The 17,448-nt window shown below is 71.5% G+C and carries 13 protein-coding genes and 1 tRNA gene; 9 read left to right on the forward strand and 5 right to left on the reverse strand.

Annotated features, from left to right (window positions below; genetic code table 11):
- Nucleotides 1-112 precede the first annotated feature (112 nt).
- The 3 genes from OG898_RS17425 to OG898_RS17435 all read left to right on the forward strand — a co-directional run bounded on the left by OG898_RS17425 (nucleotide 113) and on the right by OG898_RS17435 (nucleotide 2,620).
- Nucleotides 113-739, forward strand: coding sequence for a lytic polysaccharide monooxygenase (locus tag OG898_RS17425; RefSeq protein WP_266957856.1), 627 nt, complete (start codon nucleotides 113-115; stop codon nucleotides 737-739).
- Nucleotides 740-797: 58 nt separating this feature from the next.
- The gene (locus OG898_RS17430; RefSeq protein WP_266957859.1) at nucleotides 798-2,471 is read left to right on the forward strand and encodes an AMP-binding protein; all 1,674 of its coding nucleotides are present in this window, start codon (nucleotides 798-800) and stop codon (nucleotides 2,469-2,471) included.
- A 75-nt stretch (nucleotides 2,472-2,546) separates the two neighbouring features.
- Nucleotides 2,547-2,620 (forward strand) — tRNA-Lys (locus OG898_RS17435).
- An 82-nt stretch (nucleotides 2,621-2,702) separates the two neighbouring features.
- On the opposite strand, the gene OG898_RS17440 is transcribed toward OG898_RS17435, so the two are convergent.
- Nucleotides 2,703-3,461, reverse strand: coding sequence for an IclR family transcriptional regulator (locus OG898_RS17440; protein ID WP_243337173.1), 759 nt, complete (start codon nucleotides 3,459-3,461; stop codon nucleotides 2,703-2,705).
- A gap of 239 nt (nucleotides 3,462-3,700) precedes the next feature.
- Here OG898_RS17440 and OG898_RS17445 point away from each other — a divergent pair, with 239 nt between their 5' ends.
- Nucleotides 3,701-4,837: an LLM class flavin-dependent oxidoreductase gene (locus OG898_RS17445; protein ID WP_266957861.1), complete on the forward strand. Its 1,137-nt coding sequence runs from the start codon at nucleotides 3,701-3,703 to the stop codon at nucleotides 4,835-4,837.
- A 13-nt stretch (nucleotides 4,838-4,850) separates the two neighbouring features.
- On the opposite strand, the gene OG898_RS17450 is transcribed toward OG898_RS17445, so the two are convergent.
- Nucleotides 4,851-5,966 carry an NADAR family protein gene (locus OG898_RS17450; protein WP_266957863.1) on the reverse strand — a complete coding sequence of 372 codons (1,116 nt, stop codon included), beginning with the start codon at nucleotides 5,964-5,966 and terminating at the stop codon, nucleotides 4,851-4,853.
- Nucleotides 5,967-6,295: 329 nt separating this feature from the next.
- Between OG898_RS17450 and OG898_RS17455 the strand changes: the two genes are divergently transcribed.
- The 3 genes from OG898_RS17455 to OG898_RS17465 all read left to right on the forward strand — a co-directional run bounded on the left by OG898_RS17455 (nucleotide 6,296) and on the right by OG898_RS17465 (nucleotide 9,235).
- The gene (locus tag OG898_RS17455) at nucleotides 6,296-8,002 is read left to right on the forward strand and encodes a glycosyl hydrolase family 18 protein (protein ID WP_266957865.1); all 1,707 of its coding nucleotides are present in this window, start codon (nucleotides 6,296-6,298) and stop codon (nucleotides 8,000-8,002) included.
- 164 nt (nucleotides 8,003-8,166) lie between these two features.
- Nucleotides 8,167-9,015, forward strand: coding sequence for a helix-turn-helix transcriptional regulator (locus OG898_RS17460; protein WP_266957867.1), 849 nt, complete (start codon nucleotides 8,167-8,169; stop codon nucleotides 9,013-9,015).
- On the forward strand, nucleotides 8,975-9,235 hold the full coding sequence (locus OG898_RS17465) for a DUF397 domain-containing protein (RefSeq protein ID WP_266957869.1): 261 nt from the start codon (nucleotides 8,975-8,977) through the stop codon (nucleotides 9,233-9,235). Before OG898_RS17460 ends, OG898_RS17465 begins: the two co-directional genes overlap by 41 nt.
- Here the strand turns inward: OG898_RS17465 and OG898_RS17470 are convergent.
- Nucleotides 9,136-10,635: an FAD/NAD(P)-binding protein gene (locus OG898_RS17470; protein ID WP_266957871.1), complete on the reverse strand. Its 1,500-nt coding sequence runs from the start codon at nucleotides 10,633-10,635 to the stop codon at nucleotides 9,136-9,138. The two genes, OG898_RS17465 and OG898_RS17470, sit on opposite strands and share 100 nt — an antisense overlap.
- A 211-nt stretch (nucleotides 10,636-10,846) precedes the next feature.
- Here OG898_RS17470 and OG898_RS17475 point away from each other — a divergent pair, with 211 nt between their 5' ends.
- Nucleotides 10,847-12,481 carry a helix-turn-helix transcriptional regulator gene (locus OG898_RS17475; RefSeq protein ID WP_266957873.1) on the forward strand — a complete coding sequence of 545 codons (1,635 nt, stop codon included), beginning with the start codon at nucleotides 10,847-10,849 and terminating at the stop codon, nucleotides 12,479-12,481.
- A gap of 161 nt (nucleotides 12,482-12,642) precedes the next feature.
- On the opposite strand, the gene OG898_RS17480 is transcribed toward OG898_RS17475, so the two are convergent.
- A complete protein-coding gene (locus OG898_RS17480; RefSeq protein ID WP_266957875.1) occupies nucleotides 12,643-14,568 on the reverse strand; it encodes a bifunctional diguanylate cyclase/phosphodiesterase in 1,926 nt (641 codons plus the stop codon).
- 399 nt (nucleotides 14,569-14,967) lie between these two features.
- On the opposite strand from OG898_RS17480, the gene OG898_RS17485 reads away from it, so the two are divergent.
- Entirely contained in the window at nucleotides 14,968-16,209 is a 1,242-nt protein-coding gene (locus OG898_RS17485) for a M6 family metalloprotease domain-containing protein (protein WP_250741230.1), read from the forward strand.
- A 37-nt stretch (nucleotides 16,210-16,246) separates the two neighbouring features.
- On the opposite strand, the gene OG898_RS17490 is transcribed toward OG898_RS17485, so the two are convergent.
- Nucleotides 16,247-17,392, reverse strand: a complete 1,146-nt coding sequence (locus OG898_RS17490; RefSeq protein ID WP_266957877.1) for an alpha/beta hydrolase — start codon at nucleotides 17,390-17,392, stop codon at nucleotides 16,247-16,249.
- Nucleotides 17,393-17,448: the final 56 nt, after the last annotated feature.

Genomic DNA, 17,448 nt, shown 5'->3' on the forward strand with positions numbered 1-17,448 from the left:
CCTAAAACCAGAGCTCGTGAACGGGCCGTGCCGCCGACACCGGTACGGCCCATCCCCACGCGTGCGCACGCTCTCTCCGGACATCCCCCCACGTTCAAGGAGCATCAGCCTCATGCGTTCCTTCCGCATGCCCAGAACCAAGCGCGCCGCCGCCACGGCGACCGCCGCCACCGTCGGCCTCGGAGTCGTCGCCGCCCTCGCGCTCGTCACGGCCCCCACGGCCAGCAGCCACGGGTACACCGACACCCCGATCAGCCGCCAGAAGCTCTGTGCCAACAGGACCGTGTCCGACTGCGGCCCCATCCAGTGGGAGCCCCAGAGCGTCGAGGGCCTCAAGGGCTTCCCCGCGGCCGGTCCCGCCGACGGCCGCATATGTGCGGGCAACCACTCGGAGTTCGCGCAGCTCGACGACCCGCGCGGCGGCGCCTGGCCGGCCACCCCGGTGACCAGCGGGCAGAGCTACAGCTTCCGCTGGCAGTTCACCGCGAACCACTCCACCACCGACTTCCGGTACTACGTCACCAAGAACGGCTGGGACTCCACCAAGCCGCTCACCCGCGCCGCCCTCGACCCGCAGCCCTTCCTCACGGTCGCCTACAACGGCGCCCGCCCCGCCATGACCACCGTCCACCAGGGCACCATGCCGAGCGGCAAGACCGGCCGGCACCTGATCCTCGCCGTGTGGACCGTCAACGACACCCCGATGGCCTTCTACTCCTGCTCCGACGTCCAGTTCTGACCACCGGCTCCCCGCCCGACGTTCATTTCTGACGGAACGTCAGCTATCCTCCGGCGGCATGCGGACGACGACACCCGAAACCGTCGCGGAGCTCATCGCGAGCCAATGGGGCGACCACCGGCCCGGTCTGAAGTACGCCGACGGCGTCCTCAGCCACCACCGGACCGCCCGGGAGGCCGCGGCGCGCGCCGCGCTCCTCGTCGACCTGCTGCCGCCGGGGGCGGAGCCGCACATCGGGGTGCTGCTCGACAACACTCCCGAGTTCCCGTTCTGGCTCGGCGCGGCGGCCCTCGCCGGGGCCGCCGTCGCCGGGATCAACCCCACCCGACGCGGCCCCGAGCTGGCCCGCGACATCCTGCACACCGACTGCCGGATCCTGGTGACCGAGCGGACCCACCTGCCGCTCCTGCGCGGCCTCGACCTGCCCGGCGTACGCCTCCTCGTCACGGACACCGACGAATACGAGGCCCTGCTCGCCCGGTACGCGGGCGCGAAGCCCGGCGACGCGACGCTCGGCCCCGGCCCGACCCCGTCCTCCCGGCTGCTCCTCTACTTCACCTCCGGCTCCACCGGAGCCCCCAAGGCCGCCATCTGCACCCAGGGCCGCCTGGCCGGCGCCGGGGCTTCGCTCGCACGTCACTTTTCGGTCACCCCGGACGACGTCCACTACATCTGCATGCCCCTCTTCCACGGCAACGCCGTCATCGCCGACTGGCTGCCCGCCCTCGCGGGCGGGGCCGCCGTGGCCCTGCGCCGCCGCTTCTCGGCCTCCGCGTTCCTGGACGACGTACGGGCCTACGAGGCGACGTACTTCACCTACGTAGGCCGCGCGGTGCAGTACCTCCTCGCCACCCCGCCCCGCCCGGACGACCGCGAGCACACCCTGCGCCTCGGCTTCGGCACCGAGGCGGGCGCCGTCGACGCGGCGCGCTTCGCCGAACGCTTCGGGGTCCGCCTCGTCGAGGGCTACGGGGCCACCGAGGGCGGCGCCTCCGTCCAGCGCACCCCCGACACCCCGCCCGGCGCCCTGGGCCGGGCCGGTGCGGGCGACGACCTGGCCGTCATCGACCCGGAGACGGGCCTCGAGTGCCCGCCGGCCGTGCTCGACCCGCAGGGCCGCCTGCTCAACGGCGCCGAGGCCATCGGCGAGCTGGTCAACAAGGGCCGCAGCCTCTTCGAGGGCTACTGGCGCAACCCCGACGCGGAGGCCGCCCGCACCCGCGACGGCTGGTACTGGACCGGGGACCTCTTCTTCCGCGACCCCGACGGCTTCCTCTACTTCGCCGGCCGCACCGACGACCGGCTGCGCGTCGACAGCGAGAACCTGGCCGCGGCCGTGATCGAGAACATCCTGGCCCGCTGGACGCGGGCGGCCGCGGTCGCCGTGTACGCCGTACCGGACGAGGTGGCGGGCGACCAGGTCATGGCCGCCGTGGCCCTGCGCGAGGGGGCCGTCTTCTCCCCGCAGGGGTTCGCGTCCTTCCTCGCCGCCCAGCCCGACCTCGGCACGAAGATGGCCCCGCGCTACGTACGCGTCGTCGGCGCCATGCCGACCACGGCGACCAACAAGGTCCACCGGGTCTCCCTGCGCAGCGAGGCCTTCCGGACCACCGACCCGGTCTGGTGGCGGCCGCGCGGCGAGGACGCGTACCGGCGGCTGGAGGCGGAGGACCTGGCGGGGCTCCTGGCCGCCTACGAGACCCAGGGGCGGGCCGACCTGCTGGGCCGCTGAAGGCCGGTTTCGCCGCGGATCCGGAAGCGGTTTTGAGCACTCCGGAGGAGCAGGTAGTATTTTCTCTGTCAGCAGGCGCCGCTAGCTCAGTTGGTTAGAGCAGCTGACTCTTAATCAGCGGGTCCGGGGTTCGAGTCCCTGGCGGCGCACCTGTCCTTCGGGCGGTTTCCGGTTTCACCGGGAACCGCCCGAAGTGTTTTCCGGGCCGGTCGGCCCCGCCGCCCGCCCCCCTCAGAGGGTGAGCGACAGCAGCAGCGGCGCGGCCTTGCGGTTCAGCACGTCGGCCGCGGCCCGCAGCCGGTGGGCGTGTTCCACGGGCAGCGACAGCGCCAGGCAGCCCACCGAGGCTCCCGCGGTGATCGGGACGGCCGCGCAGACCGTGCCGACGGCGTACTCCTGCAGATCGAGCGTGGGCACCGTGGCCGGCTGGCTGTCCAGCTTCGAGAAGAGGATCCGCTCGTTCACGATGGTCTTCGACGTCAGCCGGGCGATCTTGTGCCGGGACAGGTGGTCGCGCCGCCCGTCCAGGTCGAGCTGGGTCAGCAGGCACTTGCCGACCGCGCTGGCGTGCGCCGCCGAGCGGAAGTCGACCCACTCGTGGACCTTGGGGGTGCGCGGACTGTCCGCGAACTGCGTGATCCGGACCTCGCCGTCCACGTACCGGCTGATGTAGACCGCGGCTCCGACGGAGTCCCGGAGCCGGTCCAGGGTGTCCTGGAGCTTGTCCTGCAGCGCCTGCTGGCGGTCGACGCCGGAACCGAGGAGGACGAGCGAGTCCCCTATGGCGTAGGCGCCGTCGGACACCTGCAGTACGTACCCCTCCCGGCGCAGCATGAGGAGCATGGGGGCGAGATGGACCGCGGGCAGGCCGGTCTCACGCGCGATCTGTACGTCGGTCACGCCGCCGGTATGGCGGGCGACCGTTTCGAGTACGCGCAGGGCGTACTGCACCGAGTGGAACGGCGCGGTCGGCTCGGGCTTCAGCGCCACGGTTTCCCCCTAGCAGGTTGTTACCGCTTGCTCTCACACGATAGCCATCAAGAGGGCCGTGTGGAGCGCCTGTTGGTGAGATTGATGGCTCAATCACACCGGTCTGCCTGGATCTACTCCAGAGGCATATGCCAAGGTCATGGGTGGTGTCCGAGAGTGCCGGGAATGCCCGGACCGGCCGCGCGGTTCGGGTTCTTCGTAGGGACGAAGACGGACGGGCGAGCGGAGCGGGAGAGACGATGAGTGACACGGGAGACGCGGGGGACGCTGGACGACGGGGAGACGTCCGTCCGGGCGACGGTTCGGGAACCCACGAGATCCACGGGACGGCCCTCGGCCGGGCGCCCGTACCGCTCTCCGTGCTCGACCTCGTCACCGTCGGCGCGGGCAGCACCGCCCACGCCTCCCTGCGCACCAGCGTCGACATCGCCCGGCTCGCAGAGTCCCGCGGCTACCACCGCCACTGGGTCGCCGAACACCACTCCATGCCCGGGGTCGCCAGCTCCTCCCCGGCCGTGATCCTGGCCCACCTCGCCGCCCACACCTCCCGGATACGCCTCGGCTCGGGCGGGGTGATGCTGCCCAACCACGCCCCGCTCGCCATCGCCGAGCAGTTCGGCACCCTGGAGGCCCTGGCCCCGGGCCGGATCGACCTCGGCCTCGGCCGGGCACCCGGCACCGACGGGCAGACGGCCGCCGCGCTGCGCGGGGCCGGGCGACGGGACGAGGCCGTGGACGAGTTCCCCCGGCAGCTCGCGGAGCTGATCCGCTTCCTCGACGACGACTTCCCCGACGGGCACCCGTACGCCCGCGTGCACGCCGTGCCGGGCCCCGTGCAGGGCCCCGCCGGGCGGCCTCCGGTGTGGCTGCTCGGCTCCTCCGGCTTCAGCGCCCGCCTCGCCGGCGGACTCGGGCTGCCCTTCGCCTACGCGCACCACTTCTCCCCGGCCGGGACCCTGCCCGCCCTCGACCTCTACCGGCAGTCCTTCCGCCCCTCGGCCGTCCTGGACGCCCCGTACGCCGTCATCGGTGTCGCGGCCCTCGCCGCCGACACCGCCGCGGAGGCCCGCGCGCAGGTGCTGACCGGCGCGCTGTCGATGCTCCGGCTGCGCAGCGGACGCCCCGGGCTGGTCCCGACGCCCGAGGAGGCGGCCGCGTACCCGTACACGCCGCTGGAGCGGGAGTTCGTGGACGACCGGCTCGCGAGCGTGGTCCACGGCACCCCCGACGAGGTCACCGCGGGCCTGGACGACCTGGCGAAGCGGACGGGCGCGGACGAGATGATGCTGACCGCCAACGCCCACGCGGGGGAGGCCCGCCTCCGCTCGTACGCCCTCGTCGCGGACGCGTACGGCATGCCGGACCTCGCCGCCTGAGCCGCCCGCCCGGTCACAGGCCGGGGATCCCGGCCCGCCGCATGTGCAGTTCGGAGCGGACCAGTTCGAGGAGACGGCCGGTCCAGTTGCGGCCCTGGCCGGCGTTGGATCCCCAGAAGGCCGAGTCGATGTCCTCGTAGATCAGGGTGGCATCACCCGTCGCCAGCAGGATGTCGGCCAGCTCGGGATGCTGGTCGTACTTGGCGCGCAGCAGGCCGGCCATGACGGCGGCCCGGACGTGCTCCCAGCCCTCGCGGCGCGGTGTCGCGACCGCGAGGTCCCGCGCCGCGGAAGGGGTGGCCGCGGCCGCGATCGCGGCGCGGGCCTCCGGCCGAGCGGCCGACAGGGCCCAGTAGGCATGGGAGACCGAGGGGTATTCGGCCTTGTCCACCGTGATGGGGGCGGGGTATGCGTTGTGCAGTCCGAGCCGACCGGGTTCGGCCACCGGATCGTTCGGCATCCAGGAATGAACGTGGACCGCCGGAGCGTACGACGTCACGGGTCCGTCTGCGGAAGCGCGCACCCGCAACTCCGCCAGCCGGTCGGCCTGCTGCTCGAAGTGCGCGACGGCCCTCTCGTACGCTTCCTGCGTGACCGGCGGGTCCGCCGCCAGGTACGTCCGGCCCCCGGGGCCGGCCACCAGGACCCGCAGGTTCCAGTCCTTGCTGTCCATGTCACCCATTGCACGGCGCCGTGAGACCGGCACGGCCAGGAACGCGGCCCGGGCCGCGGCCCTGTTCTCCTCCGTCCGGTCGGCGAGGAAGGCCCTGACGGCGGCCATGCAGCGACCCGCCGAGTCGGGCCGCTCGTTCAGCCGGTCGACGGTGTCGCGGACTTCGGCGATCAGCAGGTCGGGGGTGAGCTGGTTCCGGGGCTCACCGAACGTCCAGCGTGCCAGGCCGTGGATGGCCGCCGGGGCACCCTCCGGGAGGGTGGTGGCCACCCAGCCGGACCGTACCTTCTCCTCGAACTCCTCGAGGGTTACCAGGCCCCAGCAGTCGACGAGCCCGTCGGCGTAGATGAAGAGGTCGGTCAGGAAGTAGCGGCCGTTGCGGATGAAGGCGGGCCGCCAAGTGCCGGGTATGTGGACGCCGTCCACGATGCGATGGGTGGTTCGCCTGTTGATCATCCCGTGATTCTGCCGCCGCCGTGGACCCTCCCGGAAGGGTTCACGGGTGTACAGCGAACCCGGAGGGCCACGCGCGGGCCTACATCCGGAGTTTGGCTGGTTTGTTGCCGAAACCTTGCCAGGGCATGAATGAAGGCAGCCTTAAATCGCTCGTCACGGCGGGTGGCGCGTGATTTTTGGTGGGGGTCCACGTCGCTGACGTGGGGTTCTGGGTTGCGAGTGGTCTAGTCCTTCTTTGGTCCAAACCATTGACTCGGGCCCGGAGTGATCGCTATCACTATCCCCACCTGAAGTCTTGCCTTCCCCTCCCACTTCCCCGGAGGCAGTTCATGCACATCCGTAAATCCCTCATCGCGGCCGCCGCCACGGCCGCGCTGGCCGGCGGGACGCTGGCCGCCTTCGCGGGACTCACCACCGCCTCGGCCGCCGAGGCCGGGACCACCGCTTCGGCCGGCAACGTCAAGATCGCCTACTACGACCAGTGGAGCGTGTACGGGAACGCCTTTTATCCCAAGCACCTCGACACCCGTGGCATAGCGAGCAAGTTGGACGTCATCAACTACTCGTTCGGCAACATCCACCCCACCAACCTCACCTGTTTCGAGGCGAACAAGGCGGCGGGCGACGACAACAACCCCAACGCCGGTGACGGTGCGGGCGACTCGTACGCCGACTACCAGAAGTCCTTCAGCGCGGCCGACAGCGTCAGCGGTGTCGCCGACAAGTGGGACCAGCCGATCGTCGGCGTGTTCAACCAGTTCAAGCAGCTCAAGGCGAAGTACCCGAACCTGAAGATCAACATCTCGCTCGGCGGCTGGACCTACTCGAAGTACTTCAGCGACGCGGCCAAGACCGACGCTTCCCGCAAGAAGCTCGTCTCCTCCTGCATCGACCAGTACATCAAGGGCAACCTGCCCGTCGAGGGCGGCTACGGCGGCGTGGGCAGCGCGGCCGGCATCTTCGACGGCATCGACATCGACTGGGAGTACCCGGGCTCGCCGGACGGCCATCTCGGCAACCACTACGCCCCCGAGGACAAGCAGAACTTCACGCTCCTGCTCAAGGAGTTCCGCGAGCAGCTCGACGCCCACGGCGCGGCCAACGGCGGCAAGAAGTACCTGCTGACCTCGGCCCTCCCGGCCGGCCAGGACAAGATCAAGCACATCGAGACGGACAAGATCGGCGCGTACCTCGACTACGCGAACATCATGACGTACGACATGCACGGCGCCTGGGACTCGGACGGTCCGACGTACCACCAGTCCCCGCTGCTGCCCTCGTCGTCCGACCCGACCGACGTGATCGCCCCGGGCACCGAGAAGTACAGCATCAAGAACGCCATCGACTCCTGGATCGACGGCAACGCGTCCTACGGGATCACCGGCGGCTTCCCCGCGAACAAGCTGGTCCTGGGCTACGAGTTCTACTACCGCGGCTGGAAGGGCGTGCAGCCCGGCACCACCAACGGTCTCGCCCAGCCCGCCACCCTGGCCTCCGCCGCCCGTCCGACCAGCCAGCAGGCCGGCATCGCGCTCTACAAGGAGCTCGGCGGCATCGTCGACAACCCGGCGACCACCTTCTGGGACGACCAGGCCAAGGCCTCGTACTTCTACAAGGACGGCGAGTTCTTCACCGGCCTCAACCAGAAGTCCATCCAGGCCCGTGTCGACTACGGCAAGCAGCGCGGCCTGGCCGGCGCGATGATGTACTCCCTGCTCGGCCTGGACGCCAACGCGACCCTGCTGAACCAGATCTCGGACTCCCTCGGCGGCACCACCCAGCCGCCGACCACCCCGCCGACCACGCCTCCCACCACCCCGCCCACGACGCCTCCGACCACCCCGCCGACCACGCCGCCGACGACGCCGCCCACCTCGGGCTGCCCCGCTCCGGCCTACGTCCACGGCACCGTCTACACCGGTGGCAACGAGGTTTCGTACAACGGCCGCAAGTACAAGGCCCAGTGGTGGACGCAGAACGAGGTGCCCGGCACCACCGGTGAATGGGGTGTCTGGAAGGACCTCGGCGCCTGCTGATCCCCCCACCCCGCGCCGAGCGCCGGTAGCCCCCGTCCCCTCCTCCCAGGGGGCGGGGGCTGCTGTGTGACATGGTTGCGGGATTCCCCGTACCGGAACGTGTGCCGGTCGCTACGCTCGGCGACGAGTTGGATCCGCACGCGTCCTCATGGGGGTGACCGCCCATGGTCAACATCCGCGCTCTCGATCCCAGCGCCTCGCCGCTGGACTACTACGCCTACGAGCTGTGCCGCCTGCGCGAGGCAGCCGGGCTGAAACAGGCGCAGCTGGGCGACATCATCTACTGCTCGGGCTCGCTGATCGGCATGATCGAGAACACGAAACGGGTGCCGACCCGCGACTTCTCCGAGCGGCTTGACGCTGCGCTGGGTACGGATGGCCACTTCTCCCGCCTGGTGGGGCTCGTCCTACGGAGCCAGCTACCGAGCTGGTTCCAGGCCTACGCCGAGATGGAGGTGCGGGCGACGCGCATCTCCTCGTTCCAGCCGCAGTTGGTGTACGGGCTCTTGCAGACCGAGGCGTACGCGCGGGCGGTCCTCCAAGCGGGGTGGGGTGAGAAGCTCGATGAGGCCGTGGCCGCGAGGATGGAACGGCAGCGCATCCTGCACAGGGAGCGCCCTCCGCTTGTCTGGGTGATCCTGGACGAGGCAGTGTTGCACCGCCCCTTCGGCAGCCGCGAAATCATGCGGGAGCAACTGGATCGACTGTTGGAATTTCGGTACCGGCGTGACGTAGGGATCCAAATTCTCCCGTTCAGCGCTGGACAACACCCGGCCACGGTAGGGGCGTTCAACGTCCTCAGGTTCGATGGCGACCCGGATATCGTCTATGCCGAGAGCTACGGCTCGGCCAACGTGACGGCAAATCCTGAGACGACCAGCGACTGTGCTCATCGCTACGATCATCTGCAGGCCGCGGCGCTCTCCGTGGAGGATTCGGCGGCGTTGATTGTTCGCGTACGGGAGGAACGTTATGGGGACCACGCAGGACCTGACGGGCGCGCAGTGGCGTAAGTCCACCTACAGCGGTGGGACCGGCGGCGACTGCGTCGAGTGTGCCCCCCTCGGCGCGACCGCCTGGCGCAAGGCTTCGTACAGCGGGACCACCGGCGGCGAGTGCGTCGAGATCGCCCCTCAGCCCAGCCGGGTTGCCGTCCGTGACTCGAAGCGTCCCGACGGGCCCGCCTTCACCATCGCGCCCGAGGCGTTCGGAGCCTTCGTCCGGAGTCTCTGAGCGACGAGGTTCGCCTGCGCGGCCACGCCCGCGATGCTCGACGTGATGAACGGGCCGCCCCCGGCGAGGTCTCCCACCACGTGCAGGCGCGGGTCGGCGGGAACCAGGCCCCCGGCCGGGTGCAGTTCGGCCGCGCCGTCGGCCACGAGCGCCGTGACCAGCAGGCCGGCCGCCCGGGGGATCGCTCGCGGCGGCGGGTTCACGGCGTTGACGGCGACGTCGAAAGTGCGCTCGCCGCCGTCGGCGTCGTGGACGCGGAACACCCCGTCCACCGCCTCGATCCCGCGGACGCCCGCGGCGACGGTGAGCTGCCCGGAGTCCAACAGCCGCAGCATCGTGGCGGCGTTCACCGGGACCATCGGTGAGGCCACGCTCGTGGCCAGGCGGAAGTGACGCCGCAGCCGCACACGATCCGTCTCGGGGAGCAGCCGCCACGCGTACGGGCCCACGCTGTGCGCCGTCTCCTGGAGGACCCGGCGGCCGATCCCGGAGTCGTCGACGGCGGCCAGCTGTGCCCGCAGGCGCCGGACCGGCTCCTCGGACTCGGCCGCCAGCAGTTCGGCCGCGAAGGCTTCGAAGTCCTCTCCCGCCTCGGCCAGTTCGGCGCGCAGCAGCCCGATGAGGTCGTCGAGGGTCACGGCACCCTGCTGCCGGTGCAGCGCCGCCACCCGCTCGGCGGTCACGTGACGCGGCCGGTGCTCGACCGGGCGCTGCCAGACGTAGGGCAGCACACCGCTGCGGGACAGCAGGGTGATCGGCCCGGTGTGCCCGCGAGCGGCGAGCGACACGACGACGTCGACCGCGGTCAGGCCGCTCCCGATGACCGCGATGCCGCTGCCGGGCGGCACTCCGTCGAGCGTGCGCGCCAGCGGGTACGGATCGCCCACGAAACCGGGTGCGCCGCCGAGACCGTAGGGGTCCGGAGGAGTTCCCCCGCCCACGCACAGTGCCAGGTGGTCGGCCTCGTGCCCGCGTCCGTCCTCGGTGCGCAGCGACCAGCCGGTCCCGGACCGGGCCGCCCCGGTGACGCGGGCGGTGACGATGCGGACCCGCCAGCCGTCTTCCTGCAGGGTGGCGAGCGCCGTCTCGGCGGTGTGCGTCAGGTAGGCGCCGTAGAGCGCGCGGGGAACCAGCGGCCGGTCCAGCCGTTCGTCGAGGTGGGCGGTGCCGCGCGGGCCCAGCCAGGCCGCGTAGTGCCCGAAGTCCCCATGGCGGATCGACATGACGGCCGGTGGTGCGTTGACCAGCACCGTGTCCAGGTCGGGGCCGTACGGGCGGCCTCGCCACAGGTGCGGGGACGGCTCGAAGACCGTGATGGCCCCGGGGCGGTCGGCGGTGGCCGCCAGCGCGTCCAGCAGGCCGACGGCGGCGGCACCGGCTCCGACGATTGCGATGTCCATGTTCTTCCCTTCACGTTTCACGTTCCGGGCCGCCGCCGAAGGAGCCGCGGCCTCTTCGAGCCTCGCCGCCGCCCGTGCGGGGCCCCATCCCCCGGGAGCGGTGACCTGCGGGGAACGCCCCCCCTCAAAGAGGGGGTTGGCGCAGGACGGGAGGGCGGGCAGGCTGGCCTGCATCCAGACCGCCTGCACCCGGACCACGGGAGGGAATTCCATGCCTGATGCGCGCCGCCACGCCGAGGTGTCGTCAGGTCACGCCAAGGTGCTGTCGGGTGCGGACCGGGCCACCGACACACGCGATCTCTTCCACCGGACATCCGCCCACCTGCGCCGGCTCCTGCCGTTCGACTCGGCCGTATGGGCGGCCACCGACCCGGAGACCGGCCTCGTCACCGCGCCGATGGTGGTGGAGAACCTCGGCTCCGGCGAAGGCTGCGCCGCCTACTGGGAGAGCGAACTCCTGGAGGAGAACGTCCTCGCGTTCCGGGACCTCGCCCGCGCCGCCGTTCCGGCGGCCGGTCTGCGCGCCGCCACCGGCGACCTGCCCGCACGCAGCGCACGCTTCCGCCGGCTCCTCGGGAGCCAGGGCGTGGACGACGAACTCCGGGCCGTGCTGCGGGTCGGCGACCGGCCGTGGGGCGTGGTGAGCCTGTTCCGCATGCGCGGTGGCCCCCCGTTCGGCCAGGCCGAGACCACGCTGCTCGCCGGTCTGTCGGGTCCGCTGGCCTCCCGGGTGCGCCGGTTCGCCCGCCCGTCCGCGTCCGGCGGCGGACCCGGCGCAGCCGACGCACCCGCGCCCGGACTGGTGCTCTTCGATCCGGCCGGCGAGCCGATGTCGATCAACGAGGAGGCGCGGCAGTACCTCGCGCAGCTCCCCGAAGGCCCGTCCGTCCCGTCGCAGTTGGGCCTGCGGCTGCCGATCTGGGTGGTCGCCGCCGCGCTCCAGGCACGGGCGATCGCCCGGGGCCGCGACCGGGCGGGCGGCGCGAGAGTACGCATCCGCACCGCCGACGGCCGCTGGCTGACCTGCCATGCCTCGTGCCTCAGCGGCCCCGCCGGGCAACCGGGTCCCGTGGCACTCGTCATCGAGCCGGCGGCCGCCAACGACCGGGCGGTCCTCGTCGCGGAGGCGTACGGCCTGACGCCGCGCGAGCTGGAGATCACCCAGCTCATCACGCGCGGGCTGCCCACCGCCGATATCGCCTCGGCGCTGTTCATCTCCCCGCACACCGTGCGCGACCACATCAAGGCCGTCTTCGGCAAGGCGGAGGTCTCCACCCGGGGCGAACTCGTCGCGAGACTGTTCGCCGAGCACTACCGGCCCGGTGAGGGTCGACCGTCGAACTCAGTGGTCGACGAACATCTCGAAGTCGTTGTAACCGTCGGCGAACACGTACGTGTAGGGCTTGTCGAAGAGCTTGTGCCAATTGTTGTTGGTGTCCTGGGCCCAGAGTTCTTCCCGGGTGATCTTCACGTTCTTCTGACGGCCCGGAGGGGTGTTCGGCGTGGTCACCGTCAGGGTCAGACTGGTGAGGTCCTTCCAGACGATGTGGTTCGCCGGCTTGGGGCCGGCCAGCAGGTTGACTCGGCTGTGGGTGTTCTGGAAGTCGCCGAACTTCTGCAGGTGCTCCGGGTCGGAGTCGCAGCCGTTGGTGTTGGTGCGCACCAGCCTGGTCCAGGTGTCGCTGCCGGACGGGTCCCTGTACCGGGCCGTCACCCAGGCCGGGATGCACGCATTGGTGTTGGAGAGTTCGGCGACGTCGAACCAGAGACTGAACGCCTTGAATTCCTCCGACCCCGCAGCCGCAGCAGCGGTGGCAGGGGAAGTGCTGAGCGAGCCGGCCAGTAGTGCCGCCCCCGCCATTGCCGTGAACAACCTGCGAAATCCTCGAACGCTTCGCACAGCCATGCCGCATCCCAACGTCTGATCGGTCCAAGTACCCTGCGGCAACAGGCTAGATAACGTTCAGTAACCAGGCAATCACTCGGAAGAGTTGTCAATGATCAAGCTCAGACCTCGGGGTGCGGGGCGGGCCCCTCGGGCTGCCCGGGGTCCGTAGCCGTTCCCGCGGCGGCGGCGGCCAGTTGGCGGCCGATGATGTCGGCGATCTCCTCCGGGGCCACCGCCCGGGAGTACAGCCAGCCCTGGCCGGTGTCGCAGCCGACGCGCCGCAGGCGGGCCGCCTGGCCGGCGGTCTCCACGCATTCCGCGGTCACCGTCAGGCCCAGCCGGTGGGCGAGCTGCACCAGGGCCTCGACGATGGTCTCGTCGGCCGGGTTCGGGTGGGAGCCCTCCTCGTAGCGGAAGCCGCGGACGAAGGAGCCGTCCAGCTTGAGGACGGAGACGGGCAGGCGGCTGAGGTAGGCCAGGTTCGAGTAGCCGGTGCCGAAGTCGTCGATGGCGATCCGCACCCCCATGTCGCTCAGGGCCTGGAGGGCCTGGAGCGGGCGGCCCGCCGAGCCCATGACGGCCGACTCCGTCAGTTCGAGCTGGAGCAGCTGGGGTGCGAGGCCGGTCTCCGCCAGGATCTCGGCCACGTCGCCGACCAGGTCGGAGTCCCAGACCTGGCGCACGGCCACGTTGACGGAGACGAAGACGGGGGAGTCGCTGGGCTGCTCGATCTGCCAGCGCCGGGCCTGCCGGCAGGCGGTCTGCAGCACCCAGCGGCCCAACTGGACGATGGAACCGTCCTCTTCGGCAATTCCGATGAACCGATTCGGCGTCAGCGTGCCGAACTGCGGGTGGTTCCAGCGCACCAGGGCCTCGACCCCGCGCACCGCCCCGCTCTCCAGGTCCACCAGCGGCTGGTACTCCACGATGAACTCGCCGCGCTCCACGGCCGGCCGCAGCGTCGAGGACAGGGCCTGGCGGGTCATCCGGTGTGCGTTGCGCTCCGGGTCGAAGAGGGTCCAGCGGGCCTTGCCGTCCGCCTTGGCCCAGTACAGCGTGGTGTCCGCGGCCTGCATCAGCGCGGTCGCCGAGGTCCCGGCGGCCGCCCGCTCGACCACCCCGATCGACGCGGAGACCGACAGTCGCTGACCGGCCAGGTCGAAGGGCTCCTGTACGGCGGCCAGGACGCTCCGCGCCAGGTCCGCGAGCTGCTCGGTGCCGGTGGAGTCCTCGACCAGCAGGGCGAACTCGTCGCCGCCGAGCCGGGCCACCAGGTGGCCGCCGGTGCGCCCGTAGCCGGACTGGTCGGCGCACTGGGTGAGCCGCTGGGCCACGGCGGTCAGCAGCCGGTCGCCGACCCGGTGGCCGAGGGTGTCGTTGACGGCCTTGAACCCGTCGAGGTCCAGGTAGCACAGGCCGATCCGGCCCGCCCCGCTCTGCCCGTACGAGGACGCTTCCAGGGCGGCGGAGAGCCGCTCGAAGAACAGCGCCCGGTTGGGCAGCCGGGTCACCGGGTCGTGCATCTGGAGGTGGCGCAGCCGGGCCTGGAGGTCGCGCCGGTCGCTGATGTCGGCGACGGAGAGGAGCACGTCACCGGTGTCGGTCCCGGGGACGGGGCCGAGGGTGATCTCGGTCCACAGGGAGTGCCCGTCGGGGTGCTTGAGGCGGCGGGTGCAGCGGAGCCGGGCCTGCCGTCCGCGCAGCACCTCCTGGTAGGCGTGCCAGGTCCGGGCCTCGGAGGCCAGGTCGACGAGGTCGGCGGCGGACTGCCCGGCGAGGAGGTGCGGCTCGGAGCCGAGGAGCGCGGCGAGGGCCTCGTTGGCTCCGGCGATGTGGCCGGTGCGGTCGACGACGGCCATGGGGAGGTGGGCCGCGTTGAAGGCGGCCCGGTAATCGGCCCGGTGGTCGGCCTGTCGGTCGGCCTGTCGGTCCGCCTGCCGGTCCACCTGTCGGTCGGCCTGGTGGTCGGTCCGGTGCTCGGCCTGGTCGTCGGCACGGTCCGGGGTTGCCGTCGCCGCCGGCGTCGCCGGGTGACGCTGCGTCATGGCCGGTCGGATGCTGTCGGCCGCCGAACCGGTTCCATCTGGGGTTCCGCTCACCGTTGGCTCCCGCAGTGCGTGTGAGTGTCCGTGCAGGAAAGTGTGCCGATCATAGAGGCTCACGGACGGCCCTATCCAGCGGCGACGCCGTGTGGGACGCGGGAGTTCGGCGTGATGACGGATCGTCGGGCTGGCAGCGAATGATCGTTTCCGCACGGCTGTGAGCATCCGGCGCCCACCGCTGACCCGACCTGATCGGTCGTGACTTTCCGTAGGCGCATGTGCGAAACCCGGCGTCACTGGCTTGCCCTAGTGCTCACTCGTGTGGGGCAGCGGAACAGGGCATTAGTAAGACAATCGCCCCAAGGTGGATGAAGAGGTACTAATCCACCACCGGAGGTCGATGTGCCGCGACAGCAGACACCCGGGGGAGTGGACCGCTCCCGCATGCGAACCACGGCGGCGGCGCTCACTTCCCTGACGGCGCTCGCCGCCATGTCGCTCGTCGCGGGACCCGCGGTCGCCGCTCCCGGAGCCGGACCCTGCGCGCTGACCCGTACGGCGGCCCACCACTCCCTGGGCCTGGACAGCTGGAACGGCGCCTACCCCAAGCCCGAGCGCACCCTCAACGCGGTCATGGTCTTCCTCTCCTTCCCCGACCACCGCACCACCCTGACCACCGGGGAACTCACCGCCGACTACTTCCCGGCGACCAGCGAGTTCTTCGAGCGGGCCTCCTACGGCCGCTTCCGGCTGGTCCCGCACCCGCAGAAGCAGTGGATCCAGATGCCGAAGCCGTCCGTCGCCTACGGGATACAGCGCGACTGGGCCCCGGCGGACCGGGCCGCCTACCTGCGCGACGCGGTGGCCGGAGCCGACCCGTCGGTGGACTTCAGCCGGTACGACGTCGTCTACTTCGTCGCCGACCCGGACGCGCCCGGCGTCGACTCCGATGCCACCAAGGTCGTCAACTTCGAGCAGCCGATCCGGGCGGACGGAGCCGACCTGCGCCGCATCGTCACGGTCTTCGAGAAGCACCCGCCGGACCGCAACGTGCTGGCCCACGAGACCGGGCACGTCTTCGACCTGCCGGACCTCTACCACCGCCCCTCGGACGGCAAGGGCGACTGGGACACGTACGTGGGGGACTGGGACGTCATGGGCAGCCAGTTCGGCATGGCCCCGGACCTCTTCGCCTGGCAGAAGTGGAAGCTCGGCTGGCTGGACGCCTCCCAGGTGGACTGCGTGGGATCCGGCTCCTCCCTGCACACCCTCCAGCCGCTGTCCGAGGCCCCGCGTCCGGGCGGTACGGGCGGCACCCGGCTCGCGGTGGTCCGTACGGGACCCGGCAGCGCGATCGCCGTCGAGGCACGGGGCTCCGCCGGCAACGACGGGGACACCTGCACCGAAGGGGTCCTCATCTACCGGGTCCGCAACGAGGCGGCCTCGGGCGGCGGGCCGATCGAGGTCGTGGACGCGCACCCGAACACCGAGGCCTGCTGGGACCGGTCGGTGTACCCGCCGCTGGCGGACGCCCCGCTGGAGGTGGGGGAGACCTTCACCATTCCGGAGGAGCGGATCACCGTGGAGGTGGCGGACCGCACGCAGTCGGGCGCGTACACCGTGAAGATCACGCGGGAGCGGTAGCGGGAGGCGGCGGCGGACGTCGGTGCGGGCGTCGCCGTCAGCCGCGGGTCCAGCGGAAGCCGATCTCCGGGTAGCGCGGGGAAGGCGCGTTCAGCAGGGGCGACGGCCGGCCCTTCAGGAACCGGTCGAGGCACAGGCGGGTGTAGGTCCGGATCAGCTCGGTCGAGCGGGCCGGGTCCAGGGTCCCGAGCAGTTCGGCGTACAGGTCGGGCGGCCAGGCCTCCGCCAGGCCGCCCGGGACGGCGAAGTGCGGCAGGTCGGTGTAGGTGAGGTGGCCGGTGTCGCGCGCCCGCAGCTGGCGGCCCCAGCCGCGCTGGTGCTCGCGCCAGCGCCGCCAGGTGTCGTGGTCCTCCAGTGCGGTGAGCAGCAGGTAGGGGCGGTCCAGCCCGAGGTCGGCCACCGATGAGCCGAACAGTGCGCCGTCGAGATTGACGCCGACGGCGAAGCGGTCGTCCACCCGCAGGAGCTCGGCGGCGGCGGCCCCGCCCATGGAATGCCCGACGACGCCGATCCGGCGGGGGTCCGCACAGGGCGACCGGCGCCGACGGGTCAGGGTCGTGGCGACGAACCGCAGGTCACCGACGCGCGCGGCTATTTCGAGGCGTTCCTGCCGGTCCCAGTCGTCGGACTCCTCGGGCAGCACGCTGTGGACGGCCCGGCCGTCCGGGAACTCCACCACCGCGGCGTCGTAGGTGTGGTCGATGCCCGCGACCAGGTACCCGTACGAGGCGAGCTCCTCGGCCAGGGCGGTGCAATTGCCGCGGCCGCCCTTGCGCCCGTGCCCGAGCAGCACCAGCGGCAGCGCTCCCGGCACGGCCGGTGCACCGGTCCGGGCGTGCGGACGTACGGCGCTCAGGGTGCCCGCCTTGAGCGGCAGGCCCGTTTCGAGGGCGGCGGCGACCCGGCTCGTGGTGTACGGGGCCCGGCGGAAGCCGGTGGTGGAGAGCGCGGGGTACCAGAGCTGCACCATGAGTTCGCGCGGCCTGCGGTCCGGTGCGAGGGGGTCGTCGCGGTCGTGGTCGACCAGGTGCAGGTCGACGGTGCCCACCGGCCGCCGGGAGGTGGGGGCGGGAAGATCGATGACCTGCCCTCCGTGCCCGGCGGCCCGCGCGGGCACGGAGGGCAGGACGACCGCCCCCGCGCTCGATCCGGCGAGGATCAGAAGGGACCGGCGCGTGACCATCAACCACCCCAAGGCGAGTGCGTGCGGAAGGACTTGACGAACGCTCACCCTAGAAG

Origin of the sequence: Streptomyces sp. NBC_00193 (assembly GCF_026342735.1) — a bacterium.
Lineage (GTDB): Bacteria > Actinomycetota > Actinomycetes > Streptomycetales > Streptomycetaceae > Streptomyces > Streptomyces stoeckheimensis.

What these genes read in the sequence shown, in the direction of transcription:
- OG898_RS17425 (WP_266957856.1), top strand. Translation starts at nt 113, where the DNA reads ATGCGTTCCTTCCGCATGCCCAGAACCAAGCGCGCCGCCGCCACGGCG.
- OG898_RS17465 (WP_266957869.1), top strand. Translation starts at nt 8,975, where the DNA reads ATGGGGACCACGCAGGACCTGACGGGCGCGCAGTGGCGTAAGTCCACC.
- OG898_RS17455 (WP_266957865.1), top strand. Translation starts at nt 6,296, where the DNA reads ATGCACATCCGTAAATCCCTCATCGCGGCCGCCGCCACGGCCGCGCTG.
- OG898_RS17430 (WP_266957859.1), top strand. Translation starts at nt 798, where the DNA reads ATGCGGACGACGACACCCGAAACCGTCGCGGAGCTCATCGCGAGCCAA.
- OG898_RS17445 (WP_266957861.1), top strand. Translation starts at nt 3,701, where the DNA reads ATGAGTGACACGGGAGACGCGGGGGACGCTGGACGACGGGGAGACGTC.
- OG898_RS17470 (WP_266957871.1), bottom strand. Translation starts at nt 10,635, where the DNA reads ATGGACATCGCAATCGTCGGAGCCGGTGCCGCCGCCGTCGGCCTGCTG.
- OG898_RS17490 (WP_266957877.1), bottom strand. Translation starts at nt 17,392, where the DNA reads ATGGTCACGCGCCGGTCCCTTCTGATCCTCGCCGGATCGAGCGCGGGG.
- OG898_RS17460 (WP_266957867.1), top strand. Translation starts at nt 8,167, where the DNA reads ATGGTCAACATCCGCGCTCTCGATCCCAGCGCCTCGCCGCTGGACTAC.
- OG898_RS17480 (WP_266957875.1), bottom strand. Translation starts at nt 14,568, where the DNA reads ATGACGCAGCGTCACCCGGCGACGCCGGCGGCGACGGCAACCCCGGAC.
- OG898_RS17475 (WP_266957873.1), top strand. Translation starts at nt 10,847, where the DNA reads ATGCCTGATGCGCGCCGCCACGCCGAGGTGTCGTCAGGTCACGCCAAG.
- OG898_RS17450 (WP_266957863.1), bottom strand. Translation starts at nt 5,966, where the DNA reads ATGATCAACAGGCGAACCACCCATCGCATCGTGGACGGCGTCCACATA.